The sequence below is a fragment of the Capnocytophaga sp. oral taxon 335 str. F0486 genome (assembly GCF_000277665.1).
GTDB lineage: Bacteria > Bacteroidota > Bacteroidia > Flavobacteriales > Flavobacteriaceae > Capnocytophaga > Capnocytophaga ochracea.
On the sequence record NZ_AKFR01000037.1, the window covers coordinates 1 to 12835 of the forward strand.

General features: G+C 39.9%; 18 protein-coding genes and 1 pseudogene. 17 read left to right on the forward strand and 2 right to left on the reverse strand.

The features are described from left to right. Positions 1-571 precede the first annotated feature (571 nt). Positions 572-1399, reverse strand: coding sequence for a S24 family peptidase (locus HMPREF1320_RS09890; RefSeq protein WP_009418568.1), 828 nt, complete (start codon positions 1397-1399; stop codon positions 572-574). Positions 1400-1826: 427 nt separating this feature from the next. Here HMPREF1320_RS09890 and HMPREF1320_RS11400 point away from each other — a divergent pair, with 427 nt between their 5' ends. The 4 genes and pseudogenes from HMPREF1320_RS11400 (at position 1827) to HMPREF1320_RS09905 (ending at position 3408) form a co-directional block, all read left to right on the forward strand. Continuing rightward, positions 1827-2024: a hypothetical protein gene (locus HMPREF1320_RS11400; protein WP_002674087.1), complete on the forward strand. Its 198-nt coding sequence runs from the start codon at positions 1827-1829 to the stop codon at positions 2022-2024. An 88-nt stretch (positions 2025-2112) separates the two neighbouring features. Then, positions 2113-2422, forward strand: a pseudogene (locus HMPREF1320_RS09895) (hypothetical protein). Between the two features lie 146 nt (positions 2423-2568). Then, positions 2569-3081 (forward strand): host-nuclease inhibitor Gam family protein, encoded by a 513-nt coding sequence (locus HMPREF1320_RS09900; protein WP_009418611.1) that lies wholly within the window; start codon positions 2569-2571, stop codon positions 3079-3081. A gap of 123 nt (positions 3082-3204) precedes the next feature. After that, a complete protein-coding gene (locus HMPREF1320_RS09905) occupies positions 3205-3408 on the forward strand; it encodes a hypothetical protein (protein ID WP_009418582.1) in 204 nt (67 codons plus the stop codon). 21 nt (positions 3409-3429) lie between these two features. Here HMPREF1320_RS09905 and HMPREF1320_RS09910 read toward each other — a convergent pair whose 3' ends face one another. Beyond that, positions 3430-3702: a hypothetical protein gene (locus HMPREF1320_RS09910; protein ID WP_009418618.1), complete on the reverse strand. Its 273-nt coding sequence runs from the start codon at positions 3700-3702 to the stop codon at positions 3430-3432. A gap of 229 nt (positions 3703-3931) precedes the next feature. Between HMPREF1320_RS09910 and HMPREF1320_RS09915 the strand changes: the two genes are divergently transcribed. The 13 genes from HMPREF1320_RS09915 to HMPREF1320_RS09975 all read left to right on the forward strand — a co-directional run bounded on the left by HMPREF1320_RS09915 (position 3932) and on the right by HMPREF1320_RS09975 (position 12830). Next, positions 3932-4495, forward strand: coding sequence for a hypothetical protein (locus tag HMPREF1320_RS09915; protein WP_009418593.1), 564 nt, complete (start codon positions 3932-3934; stop codon positions 4493-4495). Between the two features lie 134 nt (positions 4496-4629). Then, positions 4630-5802 (forward strand): DUF2586 family protein, encoded by a 1173-nt coding sequence (locus HMPREF1320_RS09920; protein WP_034554530.1) that lies wholly within the window; start codon positions 4630-4632, stop codon positions 5800-5802. Between the two features lie 140 nt (positions 5803-5942). Next, positions 5943-6359, forward strand: coding sequence for a hypothetical protein (locus tag HMPREF1320_RS09925; protein WP_009418573.1), 417 nt, complete (start codon positions 5943-5945; stop codon positions 6357-6359). A 29-nt stretch (positions 6360-6388) separates the two neighbouring features. Beyond that, positions 6389-6679, forward strand: a complete 291-nt coding sequence (locus HMPREF1320_RS09930) for a hypothetical protein (RefSeq protein WP_009411050.1) — start codon at positions 6389-6391, stop codon at positions 6677-6679. A 194-nt stretch (positions 6680-6873) separates the two neighbouring features. Beyond that, positions 6874-8487 (forward strand): tape measure protein, encoded by a 1614-nt coding sequence (locus HMPREF1320_RS09935; RefSeq protein ID WP_034554532.1) that lies wholly within the window; start codon positions 6874-6876, stop codon positions 8485-8487. 3 nt (positions 8488-8490) lie between these two features. Then, a complete protein-coding gene (locus HMPREF1320_RS09940) occupies positions 8491-9087 on the forward strand; it encodes a DUF6046 domain-containing protein (protein ID WP_009418565.1) in 597 nt (198 codons plus the stop codon). Further along, positions 9087-10052, forward strand: coding sequence for a phage late control protein (locus HMPREF1320_RS09945; RefSeq protein WP_009418599.1), 966 nt, complete (start codon positions 9087-9089; stop codon positions 10050-10052). Before HMPREF1320_RS09940 ends, HMPREF1320_RS09945 begins: the two co-directional genes overlap by 1 nt. After that, complete coding sequence (locus HMPREF1320_RS09950; protein WP_009418591.1) at positions 10049-10540, forward strand: hypothetical protein; 492 nt, start codon at positions 10049-10051, stop codon at positions 10538-10540. Before HMPREF1320_RS09945 ends, HMPREF1320_RS09950 begins: the two co-directional genes overlap by 4 nt. A gap of 63 nt (positions 10541-10603) precedes the next feature. Next, the gene (locus HMPREF1320_RS09955) at positions 10604-10825 is read left to right on the forward strand and encodes a hypothetical protein (RefSeq protein ID WP_009411054.1); all 222 of its coding nucleotides are present in this window, start codon (positions 10604-10606) and stop codon (positions 10823-10825) included. A gap of 20 nt (positions 10826-10845) precedes the next feature. Continuing rightward, positions 10846-11157 (forward strand): hypothetical protein, encoded by a 312-nt coding sequence (locus tag HMPREF1320_RS09960; protein WP_002674113.1) that lies wholly within the window; start codon positions 10846-10848, stop codon positions 11155-11157. Then, positions 11157-11468, forward strand: coding sequence for a hypothetical protein (locus tag HMPREF1320_RS09965; protein WP_009418623.1), 312 nt, complete (start codon positions 11157-11159; stop codon positions 11466-11468). The genes HMPREF1320_RS09960 and HMPREF1320_RS09965 overlap by 1 nt, the downstream gene beginning before the upstream one ends. 28 nt (positions 11469-11496) lie before the next feature. Beyond that, positions 11497-12339 carry a hypothetical protein gene (locus tag HMPREF1320_RS09970; protein WP_002674116.1) on the forward strand — a complete coding sequence of 281 codons (843 nt, stop codon included), beginning with the start codon at positions 11497-11499 and terminating at the stop codon, positions 12337-12339. Continuing rightward, a complete protein-coding gene (locus HMPREF1320_RS09975) occupies positions 12336-12830 on the forward strand; it encodes a hypothetical protein (RefSeq protein WP_015781911.1) in 495 nt (164 codons plus the stop codon). The genes HMPREF1320_RS09970 and HMPREF1320_RS09975 overlap by 4 nt, the downstream gene beginning before the upstream one ends. The last annotated feature ends 5 nt before the right edge of the window (positions 12831-12835 follow it).

Genomic DNA, 12835 nt, shown 5'->3' on the forward strand with positions numbered 1-12835 from the left:
AACTTTGGCAAAGTTTAAAACTTTGCCAAAGTTTGAGATGAAAAAGCGATGTGTTGGGGCTGTTAGGAATTTTTGAAAGAAAGCGAAAATGCTCGAAAGAAGGAAGGGAGGGATTTTGATGAAAAAAGGGTGTAAGAAGGGTGGGGTTAGCTTATAGAGAGCTTATAGGAAGCTTATACGAATCTTGGACGATTGGTATAGAAGGGGTATATAAGTAATTGATTTATACTGTGATACGACAAGGTTAAAAATGTTAAAATCGGGGTTTCGAGGCGAAAGAAAAGGGAATAGGTGATAGGCCTTAGGCCATAGGCACTAGGGGGAGTATGACGGAAAGGAGAATGGATAATTAGAGAATTAGCAAATTAGTAAATTAGTAAATGGGGAAGTGTAATAGAAACCTCCCCCTAGCCCCCTCCAAAGGGGAAATGTAGGGACGGAAAAGAGAAGAAATGACGAGGGGCGAATGACGAGGGACGAATGACGAGGGGAATATGAGGTTGTGGCACGAGGCGCAGTATAACTTTGGTAAAGTGTAGGACAAAAAAATTCGCAAACCAATTCTGATAGGCTAAATAGGTTTGTTGTGATGTTCTAATTGTTCTACACGTTCGGTTAGGAACTGAACGTTGGCTTCTAAATCGGCGATTTTTTGATACTCAGGGATAGGGTCGAGGAACTCGAAAGAGAGGTGCATTTTACATTCCCATACTTCTTTAATATCTTCAGCTCTAACGGTAATATGCGGGTAGTCGCGATTATCGGATTTGCAATACAGACTGCCATACTTTCTTATTTTGTTTAAAACCCGTTTTACAATCACTCCGTCACGCTCTGTAACTACTACGCACACCCTGTTATCTGAGAGCCACTCCCAATTTTCGACGAATTGCCCTACCACATAACTGCCGTCTTGCAGGGTGGGGAACATAGAGAGTCCGTTTACTTGAAACATTCTGAAAGTGCCGTTTCGCATTTCGGGAAGGTTGTACATAGGGAGTTCTTTTATGTATTCGGGGTCTTCATAACCATTGAGATAGCCGGCTTGAGCGTATATAGGCACTAAGGGTATGGGGTTAAAAAGTTCGTCTTCTTCAACCACTACCACCTTGGGAGTTAAATCTCTTCCTTCTATTTTTAAAGGTTTGATAATTTCTACACGAGGAGTTTCGACAATCTCCTTGTTTTTTAACATAGGACCTTTACCTGTGAGCAACCATTCGTAATTTACTTCGAAAGTAGTAACAATTTTTTCTAAAACATTAAATTTAGGTTCTGTTCCAGCTATGTAATTTCTAATATTTGCCTCATTAACCCCTATTTTATTTGCAAAATCACTATTATTACCGTTGGAAAAATGGTCTACCAGTTCTTTTATACGAAAATTAATTGTATTCATAATCAATAATTTAAAAAATAATACGAAAAATAATTCGAAAAAAATTTGCGCATGTCGAAAATTTATTCGAATTTTGCACCGTAAAACAAAATGAATAGAATAATGAGCAAAAGTACAAAAATTTTATGGATAATCGACCTTATGGCAGTAGAAAAATTATTGTTGAGGGGAGGTTAGTTAAAAAATGTAGGACAGGAGGGAATTAGCAAATTAGCAGATTTGGAAATTAGAAATTGAAAACAAATTAGTTTCAGAATAAAAAAATCAGGGCTTCGCCTTGTAGAGTGGCAATTTAACGTAAGAAGACGTAAGAAGTTTAAGGGATTATTAAAAAGAAATCCTGTAAAGTCGGCAAGTTAGTATTGTTGAGAATGTGACGATTGATTATTAGGGTTATAAATTGAATTAATATTAAAAATTAAAAACAATGAGAATACATTTAAATGAAGTCAGTGACTATGAGTATGTACAGCGCAAGCTCCGCGAGCAAGCGGTTGTGTTGTTAGAAAAAGCCAAAAGTTATCATCAGCCTGTGCGCTATTTGCCCAGAAGAGTTAGTGGGCATAAGGTGAACTGGTGGAGTGAGCTGAAAAAATATGGGCGGCTTGTAGTGAATAGGCAATAGGCCTCAGGTCTTAGGCATTAGGAAAAGTGATGCAAAAGTGAATAGTGAATAGTAAAGTGAAAAATAACAAATAACAAAAAAAATTACAATGAATAGATTTTTAGAATACACCCAAGCGCTTGCTCTTGATAGTTTTTTGCAGGTGCTTACTTTTGAGGAACGACTACAAACCTCACAATACCGCGCGGGACGTACGAACGAGGTACCTGCTCGTGTGCAAGAACTACAAACGTGGGTGGAACAGAACGGTTGGCGTGCCCCCATCTTTAAATATGACGAAGAGCGACACCTGCTTTGGCTGGACGAGCAAAGGGAGTGGCAACCAGTAAGAAAGCACCCGCTTTATAAGGTAAAAGATAAAAGGTAAAGCCAACGAGGGCTCACAGCTGGGTATGTGAGTAAAGGTAAAGCCAGCAATGGGCTAAAGGTAGGGTAGGGGGGAGAATTTTAGAATTAGTAATACCAATCAAGGGTTGGATTAACAAATTGATTATGAACCTCTCTCTATTTACATTCAAAATTAACGATTAAAAAAAATACAAAAATGGCAAGAACAAAAAGAATAATCCCTACTGGGGTAACTAAAACACAAATGGAGAATGCTTTTTCTACTTATGCAAAGGCAGAGGCGCGAATGACTAAAATAAATGCGTTGATAGAGAAGCAAATTGCAGCTATACGCAATAAATACACGAATGAATTGGCGACTCTTAAAGAAATAAAAGACACCAATTTTGATGTGTTACAAGCTTATGCATTAGCAAATAAAGACAGTTTATTTGTCAAGAAGAAATCACTTGACGGTTTGCACGGTACCATAGGATTCCGCACAGGTACGCCGAAACTGAAAACACTAAAAGGTTTTACGTGGAATACGGTAACAAACCTGCTAAAAGAATTTTTACCTGCTTATGTGCGCATAGCCGAAGAACCAGCTAAAGATAAGCTACTTGCCGAACGCAACAATGCGCAAATAGCTGACTTCTTTCCAAAAATAGGAGTAGTGGTGACTCAAGATGAGACTTTTTTTGTAGAAGTAAAGGGGGAGCTTAGGTAATAGGCCCCAGGCCTTAGGCAATAGGGAGTGAGATGCAAAGGTGAAAAAAAAAAAACTTTGGTAGAGTTTAAAAAAAGCTCTACCAAAGTTGGTAAGAAGTTTAACATTAAAAAAATGAAACATATGAAATGTGATAATACACAACAGCGCAAAGAGCGCTTGCAAAAACGCAATGAAAAAGTGCGTCAACTTTTTGAAGAACTGAGCGCCAAGCACCCTCAGTGGAAGATAGATGCTCTTGTAGAGGAGGTGGCAAACATTATGTTTTTATCACCTCGTACTATTGAAGCAATACTTTCTTTTCAGGGCGGTTATGCCGAAAGATAGTCCCCACAAAAAGGGGAACTATTAGTCTATCAGCAGTGAGCCCTGAGGGGTAAGGGTTACGTTTTTCACGGGTATACCGTCGTACTCCAATTGCTTTTTTACCTCAATAAGCATTTCGGTATAAAGGTCGTCGGCGAGCATTTGGGCAATACCCACCCCCACTTCGGGGTGCTCTTTCCACTGTCCTTTTTCGGCAGTAAGAATAGCTTTTTGATGTTGGGGCTCAGATAAGCCTACTTGAAAATCACCTTCAGCAAGGTGCAAATCGTTTTTGATTAAGAGTAAATCTTTCATTTTACACATTTGTTATTTGTTGATGGTGCAAAGGTCGTACATATAGATGAGGTAAGGAAAAAAACGTTCAACGCTTGTACCAAATTAGTACAATGGTTGGGGGAAATAAGTACAAGGCTTGTTTGCCGATTTTCAGAACTGAAAAAACCGCCGGAATTTTGCACCGTAAAACAAACGATAGAAGTGCACTTACAATTAAAATAATGTATAACAAAAAAAAATTAAAGAAATGGGAAAAAGTAAATCAAACTATGCCATTACAGGGCTTAGTGGTAAAGTAGGGAAAGTGTTTGTGTTTCGCCAACGCGGAGGAGAAACTATTGTCGCTACCCCTCCTTCACACACCAAAGCTCCCAGTGCTTCTCAGAAAGCACAACAAGAGAGATTTATACGCGCTTCGGCATATGCCAAAAACGCTTTGCAAGACCCTTCGCTAAAAGAGGATTATACAGCAGAGGCTAAAAAGCGTAGGAATGTATCGGCTTATAATATGGCGATGACTGACTATTTGCGCGCTCCTAAAATTGCTCATATAGACCATTCAGGCTATACAGGTGGTGCCACAGGAGAGAAAATAATGATAGAGGCAGGCGATGCTTTTAAGGTCGTAGCTGTGAAAGTGCGTATTGAAGACCACGATGCTACTCTTGTGGAAGAAGGTAGCGCAACTCTTGTACAGGGCAAATGGGTGTACACCACTACGGTTACTAATCCTTCGCTTACAGGTGATAAAATAATAGTAACCGCTACTGACCGCCCTGGTAACAATTCTAAAAAAGAGGAAAGCCTTTAATGATTGATAGTTAATAGAGGACAGTTGTTTTTAGCTATTTTGCCTTTTTATTAGTAGAGTTACAATTAAGGATATAATAAGGGAGGGGTAGGGGGACATTTATTAAATAATTAACAAAAACACATAATTAAAAAATGGGATTACCAAAAGTATTATTTAACATTGCCAAGGATGGTATGAACCGTACAGGCAATAACATTCAAAAAGTTACTGGTCTTATTATTACAGGTAGTGGAGTAGCCAGTAAGGTAGAACTCGGAAAATCGTACCAAGTATTTTCCTTAAACGAAGCCGTAGCATTGGGTATTTCGGAAGCTGAAAATGCTTTTGCTTACAAGCATATTAAAGCATTTTACGACCAAGCTCCTACGGGTACACCTCTGTGGGTAATGCTCGTATCGGACGCTACGACTATGACTGCAATGCTTGACAAAGACGGTGCTTTTGCTCCAATTCTCATAGCTGATGCCAAAGGTGCTATTAGGGTATTGGGTGTGGTGAAAAAAGCAACTGGTAGCGAAACTATTGCTGCCGGCTTAGACACTGATGTACAAACAGCCGTAGTGAAAGCACAAGCTATTGCTGAGCACTTTGAAAAGAAGTATATGCCTTTTAGGGTAGTGGTATCGGGCAACAACTGGAACGGCAAAGTAGCTGACCTTACTAATTTCTCGGAAAACGAACTCAACAAAGTGGCTTGCTTTATCGGTAATGACGATAAGGAGAAAGAAGCATCAGTAGGTTTGTTCTTAGGAAAAATGAGTTCTATACCCGTACAGCGCAAAATTCACCGCGTGAAGGACGGTAGTGTATTGCCATTGGTGGCTTATTTTACTGACGGAACTACTATTGACAGCAAAGCTGACCAGTGGGACGCCTTAGACGACAAAGGGTATATTTTCTTTCGCACCTTCGTAGGGCGTTCAGGCTACTATTTTTCAGGAGATAATACGCTTACCAAACCTACTGATGATTTTAAGAGTCTCAGCAGCGGATTGGTAATGGACAAGGCGTTACTTCTTGCTTATGGGGCTTTGGTAGAGGAATTAAGCGATGAGGTGTTACTTTCAGAAGAGGGAAGCATTCACCCTGCTATTATCAAGAGTTGGCAAACCAAGTTGGAGAACACTTTGCAAAGCGAAATGGTTTCGAAAGGGGAGCTATCAGCAGTGAACATCAATATAGACCCTGAACAGAAGGTGTTGCAAACAGGTAAAGTGGTAGTAGGGCTAAAACTCCTTCCTGTGGGTTATGCTGATTTTATTGAGGTGAATATTGGTTTTACCACAAAGAAAGAAGAAAATTAGGAGTGAGGTCGTAGCACGACGGGCAGAGAATTAGCAAATTAGTCGTAGCACGACAGGCAGAGAATTAGCAAATTAGTCGTAGCACGACGGGCAGAAAATTAGCAAATTAATAAATTAGTAGATTAATAAATTAGAAAAAAATGGGAACATTTAGTAGTAAACAGTATGCGTGGAGCGATATTTCGATTGCCTTTGGAGGGCGTATTATTGCTGGGGTGACAGAAGTAGAATACACTGAGAAAAAAGAGAAATCGGCGCTTTACGGACGTGGGAGTAAACCTTTGAGTATTGTAAGAGGTAATCACAGTTTTGAAGGGAAGTTGAGCATTTGGCAAAGTGAATTGGAAGCAATGACGCGTGATGCCAAAAACAACGACATTCTAAACCTTAACTTTGACTTGGTTGTTGCTTACGTACCCTCAGAAGGTGGACAAATAGTAACCGATATTCTCAAGAATGTGGAATTTACAGAAGTGAAAAAGGCGATGAAGCAGGGGGATAAAAATATGGTTGTAGAGCTTCCTATTATCTTCACTGATGTAAAAAGGCAAGGGTAAAAAATAGCAGATTAGCAAATTGATAAAAAATGGACGTAACAAAAGAACAAATCAAACAATGGAAAGCAAAGTACAAAGAAGTATTTGTATTGCGAGTAGATGATAAAGTAGCATACTTGAGAACGCCTGACCGCGCTACCCTGAGTTATGCTTCGACATTGGCAACGAAAGACCCGATGAAGTTTAATGAGGCTATCCTTACTAACTGTTGGTTGGGAGGAGATGAAGAGATTAAGACTGATGATGCACTTTTCCTTTCGGCAAGCAGTAAGCTTGGCGAATTGATACAAATTAAAGAAGCTACCTTGGAAAAGCTTTAAGCAGTGCGGAAATTGACGAGCCTCGGGATTGGTTGCGTATTACCAATGCCTCACTGCGTTACTATATGCATATTGCCAATCCCGATGCCCTCAATGATACTGAGTGGGCTATGCGAGTGAAAGAACTGGAATGGATTCGCCAAAAGGAGAGTGAATCGTATGGAGAATAAAAAAGTAAAGAAAAAAGTTTATAAATGGCAGAAAATCCAAAAAACACGATATCTTCTTTCTTTGATCAGACTAAAAGGTTAAAGGAGGTGGTTAATAACATTATAGACCCTATCTCGTCTTTACAGAAAATATTTAAGCAAGGTTTTACGGCAGACACCCAAAAGATGAGTCTGGCTACTTTTGTGCAAGGTAATATGCAAAAGGCACAAGAAATACATCAGAATCTCACACAATACAGTGGGCAAACGGCTTATGAAGTACCATCGCTTGTGAAGGCTCAAGAGAGTTTGATGGGAGCAGGGTTGGTTCCTGAAGGAGCATTAGGAATGCTCAAACAAATAGGAGATATTGCCTTGGGGGATAGCAAAAAGATAGAAACCTTAGCTACTGCCTTTGCCAAAGTGACCACACAAGGGAAATTGCAAGAAGCTACACTCACACAGATGCAACAGGCAGGATTTAATCCTTTGCAAGTAATAAGTGAGCGGACGGGCGAGACTATGACCTCTCTGCAAGAGCGAATGGACAAAGGAGGAATTTCGGCAAGAGAGTTGGCTGAGGCTTTCCGATGGGCAACTGATGCACAAGGAGATTTTTATCAAGGAGCTGAGAATGTGAACAGCACTCTACAAGGCAGATTTACAGTTTTAATGGCTTCGATAGAATCTATAGCTGTAAAAGTATATGAGGTTATAAGTCCGTTGCTGATTCCGTTGGTAGCACTTTCTACGATGGTATTTGGAGCTTTGAATGACGGATTGAGTTGGTTTATTCAAAAACTTCAAGAGGGGAACCCCATAATCCTTGGTATTGCAGGAGTGTTAGGAGTATTTATTACAGCTATCACATTGCATAACACTTATATGGCTATTGCTGCGGCGTGGCAGAACCGACTATCTTGGGCAGTAATTAAAACGAACTTAGCTTTTTTAGCTAATCCTATTGTATTGATTATAGCAGGCATAGTGGCACTTATTGCTATCATCACTTATTGTATTGTAGGTGTAAGCGGTTGGGGCAAAGCGTGGGATAACACTGTGCAAGGAATGAAATACTTGTGGGAAGCCTTTATTCTCACCTACAAAGCTCATTGGAATACGGCGGTGAATGCTTTTATGGCAGGTATAGACCTCTGTAAGTTGGCTTGGTATAAGTTTAAAGAGGCTGTAGGTTTGGGAGATAGTAAAGAGAACCAAGCGATGATAAGCCAAATACAAAACGATTTGCAAGAACGTGCTAAATCGGTAGCAGAAGGCTATAAGAAAGCAGGTGAGGCAGGAGCTAAAGCAAAAGAATATTTTGGTAAAGCGTGGAACTCTTTGGAGTTTAAGAGCCTTTCGAGTGTGAAAGACGGGTTAATGGGCAAGTTAGGCATAGGGCAAACGGGACAAAAAACAAGTCCGTTAGCAACACCTATTGCCAGCACACCTTTTTCAGAGATGGGTAATAAAACCAAAGATAATATTGTAACAGGAGGTACCCGTCAAACCCATATCAACATACAGATAGGTAACTTGGGCACGGATACCAAAGTGTACGTATCATCGGTACGGGAAGGAGTGGAAAACTTTGGGGCGCAACTGAAAGAAGAGCTTTTGAGAATTGTGAACAGTGTAAACCAAATGCAAACAGTGTAATTTATGGAATTTGATATAAAAGAACTCACCGCACGGGCTTTTTTGGACTATGTAGGTCCAGCATTCCCGCAGTGGTGGGCAAACAATAAGACGAAATTTGTACTGCCGAGTTTGTCTAATATTAGTGAGGCACGCAGTAATGGCAGTCAGTATTTTATGACGTTAAAAGTGGCTGATAAATCGGGGGAGCAAACGGTTTTCCCCAATGAGCCTTTGGTGAGTTTTTCGCTTACTAAAACCATTGTAGAAACGGCAACGGTAGGCAAACAACGCAAAGGTAAGGTCAAGGAATATATCACTACTGAAGATTGGCAAATTACCATAAGAGGACTGTGTGTAGACCCCAAAAATCCCGATCAATATCCTACGGCACAAGTACAAAGCCTTAACAAATTGTTTGAAAAGAATGAGAGTTTGGAGGTGATAGGCAATAAGCTCTTTACTCTTTTTGACATTCGTAACATCGTGCTCAAAGATATTAGCTTTGAGGAAATGGAAGGCAAAGAAGGTATACAGAAGTACACCATTAAAGCTGTATCGGATATGGACTTTTATGCGGAATTAGACGAGAAACGAACCCAACTTAACAAGATATACTAATGTTTGTATTACAAGCGATTATAAAGATAGGTGATTACACTTTTAGAGCAGTACACAACGTTAAAATCATCAAATCGGTAGACGAATTGGCGGACACCTGTACGATTGAACTGCCAACCCATTTTAAAGTAGCCAAAGGGGGCGAAAGCCTTTATACTGAAAAGGCTATCAAGGTGGGTGACAAAGTGAGTGTTACCCTTGCTTATGAGGGTGTGTATAGCGGAGTGGAGTTTGAAGGCTATGTAAAGAAGGTTAAACCGAGCATTCCTGTAAGCATAGAGTGTGAAGATGCTATGTACTTACTTAGACGTAAAAATATCAGCAAGTCGTGGCGAAAAACAACACTTAGAGAAGTATTGCAGGAAGTTGTGAAGGACACGCCTATTGTGCTGGCGGACAATATTCCAGAAATGCAGTTAGACCAGTGGATTATTCGCAATGCGAACGGTACGCAGGTATTGGAGAAGCTGAAAGAAGAGTTTAGGCTAAGCGTGTTTATCAATGATGAAGGCAAGCTGTACGCAGGACTTTCGGAGCTTACCAATATAGGACAAACAGCACGTTATAACCTCAATTACAATATTATTGCCAATGATTTGGAGTATAGGACTAAGGAGGAACGCAAACTGAAAGTACGTTACACTTATATCGACAAAAATAACAAAAAGAAGACAGTGGAAGAGGGCGACCCCGATGGTGAGCTAAGAACCTTTCATACTTCGGTAGTGAGTGAGGAACCTAAACTACGAGAAATGGCAAGAGCCGAGATGGAAAGGCTGAAATACGATGGTTTTGATGGCTCTATAACGAGTTTCTTGGTCCCTTTTGCGACGAGGGGTATGCAAGCTCATATGATAGATAATGAATTGAAAGAGATAGACGAACGTTACTTTATTAAGAAAGTAGAAATTACCTTCGGACGTAATGGCGCACGTCGACAAGTAACCATAGGAGCAAAATTATGAGTATAGACAGAGAATTAGCAGAAGGGCTTAGGCAGATAGGAAGACGCAAAACACCTACCATAGCCGTAGAAGTGGTATCGGTAGACAAAGAAAAGGGCACGTGTGAGGTGAAGGACGACGAGCTACAATATACCGTGCGCTTAGCTTCAGTGATTAACGATAATGCTGAGCGGTTTTATCTCTTCCCCAAGGAGAGGAGCAGTGTGTTGATAGCTTCGATTGGGGAAGACGAGAACCGCTACTACGTGGTGGCTTATAGTGAGATAGAGAGCGTGAGCTTACGTATAGAAGAAATACAGCTTACAATAGACAAAGCAGGCTTGCACTTGCAACGCGGGGAAGTGGATTTAAAAAGTCTTTTAAACGAGCTTCTAACGGAACTTAAAAACGCAGTGATACAAACACCTTCGGGTGTAGGAAATTTTTCCCCGAGCAACGTGATGAAGTTTGAGGAGATTAATAATAAGATAGATGAATTATTACAGTAATAAGTTTTTAGTAGTCAGTTGCAAGTACTTGCAACTGACTACTAAAAACTAAGCACTAAACTTATGGCATTAGATAAACAAGCACTAAAAGCAGGGATTATAAGCCTGCAACAAGAAATGCTTACTAAAACAGAAGCAGGAATGGAAGAATATGCTGAGCGACTTGCCTCTCTCATTGAAGCTTATGTAAAGAGTGGAGAGGTAATAGTGCAAACGGGCATACCTGTACTGGCAGGCACTTATACAGGAGTTACTACTGGTATGGGAAAAGGAACGATTAATTAGTAAATTATCATAATAACACAATGGGAATAATCATAGAAGGACTTAAAGAGCATTTTGTATCGTTTATAGGAATGGTACTATCGGGAGTAGTGGGTTGGTTCTTTGGTAGACCCAAGCAACGTATGGAACTTCAGACCAGCGAACTTGAGAATGTGGATAAAGCCGTGAAAATCTATCGAGAAATGATAGAAGATTTAGGGGCTAAATACGCAAGTGCTATTGAGGAGCTCAAAAAAGCAAATCAGCGTATTAAAGATTTAGAAAACTCTGTTGAAGGGCTATTAACTGAATTAAAGAAATACAAGCAACTAAATGGAAAATCAAAAGAATAATGCAAGTAGTAGTTTTACATAATCAGAGTCTTTTAGACCTTGCTTTACAGCACACAGGGACTATTGAAAGCATCTTTGAATTGGCAATGCTCAACAATTTGAGTATTACCGATGATGTGGTAGCAGGAAAAGTATTAACAATACCTACAGAAACATTCACTAATAATGATATTTTGACCTACTACATCGCAAAGAAGATACAGCCTGCAACTGCTTTTACGCAAGAGGACAAAATAATAAGCGAACGCCAGGAAGGTATTAGCATATGGGCGATAAACTTAGATTTTGTCGTGAGCCACGACGGACAGTAATTATTCACTTTTCACTATTTACGGAATTATGGCACGTACAATACAAGAAATACAACAGATTATCTATAATGCGAAAGAGCGAGAAGACGCTCTGAACGGACTTAACTCAAACTCAAGAGTAGCTATATGGCGACTGTGGGTTTATATTATCTCGGTAGCTATTTGGAGCTTAGAAAAGTTATTCGACTTACATAGGACAGATATTGATAAACGCCTTACTGAATTAAAACCTCATACTGCACGGTGGTATAGAAGTAAAGCTCTTGCCTTTCAGTATGGTTTTGACCTCTTACCCGACAGCGATAAGTTTAACAACAAAGATAAGACAAAGGAGCAGGTAGAGGCGAGTAAGATTATAAAATACTCGGCAGTGGTGGAGAGTAATGACGGTAGGTTGATAGTAAAGATAGCCACTGAAAACGGGGGACGGTTACAGCCTATTACAGCAGATGAACAAAATGCCTTCAGCGGTTATTTATCAGAAATTAAAGATGCTGGAGTGCGCACTACGGTTATTAATTATCTGCCTGATAAGCTTGTTCTGAACCTTGATGTGTATTACGACCCGTTAGTATTGGATAGTAATGGAAGCGATGTGCTTTACGGCAAACGCCCTATACAAGAAGCCATAGAGGGTTATCTTAAAAACTTACCTTTTAATGGTGAACTTATTGTAGCGCACCTTGTAGACGCTTTGCAACAAGCCAATGGGGTGAAAATACCCCACTTAAAAGAACTCAAAACAGCGTGGATAGACCCCGAGACCAAAGGCTATGGAGCATTACAAAACATAGGAGTTACCCAAATACCGCAAAGTGGTTACTTTGAGGTAGACTGGAATGCTTCACAAATAAAATACATCACAAAATGATATTTAATTTCAAAATAGAAAAATTGGTCATTCTACTTATACCTTCTTTTTTGCGAAAGGCAAGAATGGTAGGATGGATAAGAACGCTTAGTGCTCCTATCAGTCAGTTGTATTATGACTTTATTCAGAAGAGATATTTGGATATTAAGAAACTTGGACTGAATGGGCAAGTGTGTTACTTACGCAAAGCGCTAAATGATGCATTCGACATTGAGCAACGGCGCATACGCATATGGGACGGAAATCAGTACAAAGGACAGTATCTTTATACTGAAGGAGAACAAAAACCGAAGTTTTTAGGGACTATGTATTTACATCGTGAGGTAGATTACAGCGATACAGGAGTAGACTTTATCGTAAAAATACCTTTGGAGATATGGGAGGCGAAGAAGATTCCTACAAGTGAAATAGGTAAGTACCGTTTCTTTGAGATAGAAGCCCTAATAGACTTTTACAAATTAGCGAGTAAACGATATATTATAGAAGTATAGAAATT